The organism is Bradyrhizobium sp. (assembly GCF_049581145.1).
Lineage (GTDB): Bacteria > Pseudomonadota > Alphaproteobacteria > Rhizobiales > Xanthobacteraceae > Bradyrhizobium.
This window is the reverse complement of sequence record NZ_JBAURI010000697.1, coordinates 1-4273: the sequence shown is the minus strand read 5'-3', so window position 1 is coordinate 4273 and position 4273 is coordinate 1. Positions and strand designations below refer to the sequence as shown.

The 4273-nt window shown below is 64.2% G+C and carries 5 protein-coding genes; 3 read left to right on the top strand and 2 right to left on the bottom strand.

Going from position 1 to position 4273, the window contains the following annotated elements:
* The first annotated feature begins 47 nt into the window (after positions 1-47).
* The 3 genes from mmsA to WCB02_RS22710 all read left to right on the top strand — a co-directional run bounded on the left by mmsA (position 48) and on the right by WCB02_RS22710 (position 3063).
* Entirely contained in the window at positions 48-1628 is a 1581-nt protein-coding gene (mmsA, locus tag WCB02_RS22720) for a multiple monosaccharide ABC transporter ATP-binding protein (protein WP_423961633.1), read from the top strand.
* Positions 1625-2815, top strand: coding sequence for a multiple monosaccharide ABC transporter permease (gene mmsB / locus WCB02_RS22715; protein ID WP_423961630.1), 1191 nt, complete (start codon positions 1625-1627; stop codon positions 2813-2815). Before mmsA ends, mmsB begins: the two co-directional genes overlap by 4 nt.
* A gap of 140 nt (positions 2816-2955) precedes the next feature.
* Positions 2956-3063 (top strand): hypothetical protein, encoded by a 108-nt coding sequence (locus tag WCB02_RS22710; protein ID WP_423961631.1) that lies wholly within the window; start codon positions 2956-2958, stop codon positions 3061-3063.
* 43 nt (positions 3064-3106) lie between these two features.
* Here the strand turns inward: WCB02_RS22710 and WCB02_RS22705 are convergent, their stop codons facing one another.
* Positions 3107-3346 (bottom strand): hypothetical protein, encoded by a 240-nt coding sequence (locus tag WCB02_RS22705; RefSeq protein ID WP_423961629.1) that lies wholly within the window; start codon positions 3344-3346, stop codon positions 3107-3109.
* A 249-nt stretch (positions 3347-3595) separates the two neighbouring features.
* Positions 3596-4273, bottom strand: a 678-nt coding sequence (locus WCB02_RS22700) for a LysM peptidoglycan-binding domain-containing protein (RefSeq protein ID WP_423961626.1), incomplete at its 5' end; no start/stop codon positions are given.

Here is a 4273-nt window from a genome sequence, read left to right as displayed (position 1 = left end):
GATCTGCGCCCGCCGGACCGAACTTCGCCGAGGAGGAACGTGATTCAATGGCGGCTATGCTCGAAATGCGCGGCGTCAGCAAAAGCTTTGCCGGTGTGCAGGCGCTGCGTGACGTCAATTTCACCGTTGAGGCCGGCCAGATTCATGCCCTTGTGGGCGAGAACGGCGCCGGCAAGTCGACGCTGATGAAAGTGCTCAGTGGCGTCTATCCCCACGGCGATTATGACGGCGGGATCATTTTCGACGGCGAGGAGCGGCGCTTTCGTGATATCAACGATTCCGAGGCGCTCGGGATCATCATCATTCATCAGGAGCTGGCGCTGATCCCGCTGATGTCGATCGCGGAGAATATCTTCCTGTCGCATCCGCCGGCGCGGTTCGGCGTCATCGACCGGGGAGCGGTGTACCGGCGGACCCGGGACCTTCTGGCCCAGGTTGGTTTGCGTGAGTCGCCGGACGCGCTGATCACCGATCTCGGTGTTGGCAAGCAGCAACTGGTCGAGATCGCGAAAGCGCTCTCGAAGAAGGTGCGCCTGCTGATCCTGGACGAGCCGACCGCGAGCCTCAACGAGACCGACAGCGCGGCGCTGCTCGACCGTCTCATCACATTCCGCCAACAGGGCATCGCCTCGATCCTGATCTCCCATAAGTTGAACGAGGTCGCACGCGTTGCCGACCGCATCACGGTGCTGCGCGATGGCCGCACCGTCGACAGCATCGATTGCCGTACCGAGCCGGTCGCGGAAGACCGCATCATCCGCAGCATGGTCGACCGCGACCTCGCGCACCGCTTTCCGGAACGTCATGCCAAGATCGGAAATCCCGTCCTGGTGGTGGAGAACTGGTCGGTGCACCATCCGCTCCATGCCGAACGGCAGGTGATCAAGAATGTCGACTTCCAGGTGCGGCGCGGCGAGGTCGTCGGCATCGCCGGGCTGATGGGCGCGGGCCGCACCGAGTTCGCGATGAGCCTGTTCGGGCGGGCGTGGGGCCGCGACATCAGCGGGCGGGTCCGGCTCGATGACCGCGAGGTCCGCCTGTCCAGCGTTGCAGCCGCCATCGATGCCGGTCTCGCCTATGTCACCGAAGACCGCAAGCAGCTCGGGCTGATCGCAGCCGACGACGTGCGCAAGAACATCACCCTGTCGAGCCTTGACCAGGTCGCCCCGCGCTGGGTGATCGATGATTTCAGCGAATTGAAAGCGGCCAGCGACTACCGGAACCGGATGCGCATCCGTTGCGCCGACGTCTTTCAGGAAATTGGCCAGTTGTCCGGCGGCAACCAGCAGAAGGTCGTGCTCTCGAAATGGCTGATGACCGATCCCATGGTCCTCATCCTCGATGAGCCGACCCGCGGCATCGACGTCGGTGCAAAATACGAGATTTATTGTATCATCAACGAGCTGGCGGAAGCCGGCAAGGGCGTCGTGGTGATCTCGTCGGAAATGCCGGAGCTGCTCGGCATTTGCGACCGCATCTGCGTGATGAACGACGGCGCCTTTGTCGGCGAATTTGCCGGCGCCGATGCGACGCAGGAAAAGATCATGCGGGCCATCATGCAGAATCACAGGATCGTCGCGAACGGCATGCGCGACGACGAGATGCAGACAGCAGGAACGCGGCCATGACAGACAAGACGGTTTCGCTCCCCGAGGAACGCCGGCACGCCGGCTTCATCAAGCACAATTTGCGCAGTTACGGCATGCTGCTGTCGCTGTTCGCGATCATGCTGTTCTTTCAGGCCATGACCGACGGCACGCTGCTGCAACCGCTCAACCTGACCAATCTCGTGCTGCAGAACAGCTATATCGTGATCATGGCGCTCGGCATGCTGCTGGTCATCGTCACCGGCCATATCGATCTGTCGGTGGGCTCGGTCGCGGGCTTTGTCGGCGCGGTCGCAGCGGTGCTGATGGTCCACTATCACGTAGCCTACCCGTTGGCCTTCGTGGCCTGTCTTGTGGTCGGCGCCGCGATCGGCGCGGCGCAGGGCTACTGGATCGCCTATTTCAAGATTCCCTCCTTCATCGTCACGCTCGCGGGCATGCTGGTGTTCAAGGGGCTCGCATTGGCGGTCCTGCAGGGGCAGTCAGTGGGGCCGTTCCCGTCGACGTTCCAGAAGTTGTCCTCGGGCTTCATCCCGGAGGTGCTCCCCCTCGACGGCACGCTGCATCCCACCTCGCTGCTGATCGGCGCGCTGCTGGCGCTGGCGCTGGTCTATGCCAGTGTCAAGAGCCGGGCGCGCGAGCAGTCTCACGGCATCGAGGTCGAGCCCCCCACGATCTTCGCCGCAAAGAGCGCCGCGCTGGCCGGCGTCGTGCTCTATTTCACCTACCTGATCGCCTCGCATCGCGGGTTGCCGAACGTTCTCGTGATCATGATGGCGCTGATCGCGCTCTATGGCTTCGTCACGCGGCGCACCGTCATCGGCCGGCAGATCTATGCCGTCGGCGGCAATGCCAAGGCTGCCAAGCTGTCTGGTATCAAGACCGAGCGATTGACCTTCCTGACCTTCGTCAACATGGGCGTTCTCGCCGCCTTGGCCGGGCTTGTCTTCGCCGCGCGCCTCAATACCGCGACGCCGAAGGCCGGCGCCGGCTTCGAGCTCGACGTCATCGCCGCTTGCTTCATTGGCGGCGCGTCGGCCTATGGCGGTGTCGGGCGGGTCGGCGGCGCAGTCGTCGGCGCCATGATCATGGGCGTCATGAACAACGGCATGTCGATTCTCGGCATCGGCATCGACTACCAGCAGGTGATCAAGGGCCTGGTGCTGCTCGGCGCCGTCTGCGTCGACGTCTACAACCAGCGCAGGTAGCCGTCGCGGACGAAGCGCCGTCGTTCGGTTCGGGTGCGGAAGACTCGCGGAAGAATACCCGCCCTATCAGGTCGTCAAAGTGACGGGCGCCCTGTCCCACGCGCAAGGCGGGCCTCGTCGTGGATCCGCAGGCCGGAGCGATGACGACAGCGGCGAAGCCGCTGTCTGGCCTGTTCGCGGCGGGCGGAGCCGCCGGCGGTGTATCCGGCTCCGCCGCGAGAGCTATCTGTCGGGAAACAGCCGCTTGACGGCGGTCGCGCTCGGCCGTGTCGTCGGCGGTGAGCGCCCCGCTCACGCGGCCACGGCCATCGTCCGATAGGCCGGGCGATCGAGCTGTGGAAACAACTCGTACACCGGATTGTGGCGTGCGGCGAAGTAGGCCTCGAGCTCGCTGACCGCGAGATGCTCCCACTCTTCGGCCTGGCCCAACAGCGAGTTCCGCTGCGGAGGACGGAAGGCGGCAGTCTGGCGATACAACGAAGCAATGGCGCGATAGCGGCGCACTTTTTCCAACACGGCTTCCCCGTTCATAGGCATCAGTCCCCAAATCTTCGATTGCGTCTTTTCGGTTTCGTCATCGCGAATTTGGTCCGAGCCATTTTCGAATTCGTTAGCGGCCCGGCCAGAAGGCTGGAATGGTTTCCGAACTCTTCACGTGATGGCGGCGGCACGCACAATCGCGCTGCGCAATGAACGAGGCTTGTTAGGGAGGTTCGGCTTTCGCGAGGTGGAAGCGGGCGGCTCACGGCGCAGAACTTGCTGGCCCAGGATTTGGCGCGTTCAGCGCGCCCGCATCGGGAGCACGACGACCTGGCCGGGATAGATCAGATTTGGATCCCGGATGCGCGCGCGATTCGCCCGGTAGACGATCGCGTAGCGTGTCCCCGCGCCGTAGGTAACCTGGCTGATGTGCCACAGACTGTCGCCACGGGATACGACCTTCGTCACGCTCTTGTGCTCGCCGTTGGGCTCGCTCTTGTTCTCACTTTTGGCCTCGGCCGCGGCGGATGACGGGCCGCGATCGGGGGAGCCCGTACTTGGACTTCCATGCGGCGGCTGCGACAGAGCCGCGTCATGCCGGTTTGCCGCCGCGGACTCTGAAGCCGCCTCGGCATGCGCTTGCAGCGCGCCGGTGCTGGACGGCGCCTCGTTCAATGCGACGGCGACGCCCTGTCTGGATGTCGCCAGCGTGCCGTCGGGCAATTTCGACCTCAACGTCAATTCGTAGTCACCAGCCGGAAGTTGGGACGGCACCATGACGAATTGGCCGGATTGATCTGCCACCGCCTGGTCAAGGCGTTCGCCATTACGCAACAGTTCCACGGTTGCGCCTGCGGCGGCCCGGCCGGCGATGACCGCCGCTCCGGTCGGATCGATGCGGGCGACGTCGAAGGCGGGCAGGGATTCGTCGGCGCTTGGTGCAGCCGGGGGCGCGGAGGCAAGTTGAGCTGCCACGGC

Bases quoted from the DNA above. Each gene is read 5' to 3' on its own strand.
- mmsA (WP_423961633.1), top strand. From the start codon at position 48: ATGGCGGCTATGCTCGAAATGCGCGGCGTCAGCAAAAGCTTTGCCGGT.
- mmsB (WP_423961630.1), top strand. From the start codon at position 1,625: ATGACAGACAAGACGGTTTCGCTCCCCGAGGAACGCCGGCACGCCGGC.
- WCB02_RS22710 (WP_423961631.1), top strand. From the start codon at position 2,956: ATGACGACAGCGGCGAAGCCGCTGTCTGGCCTGTTCGCGGCGGGCGGA.
- WCB02_RS22705 (WP_423961629.1), bottom strand. From the start codon at position 3,346: ATGAACGGGGAAGCCGTGTTGGAAAAAGTGCGCCGCTATCGCGCCATT.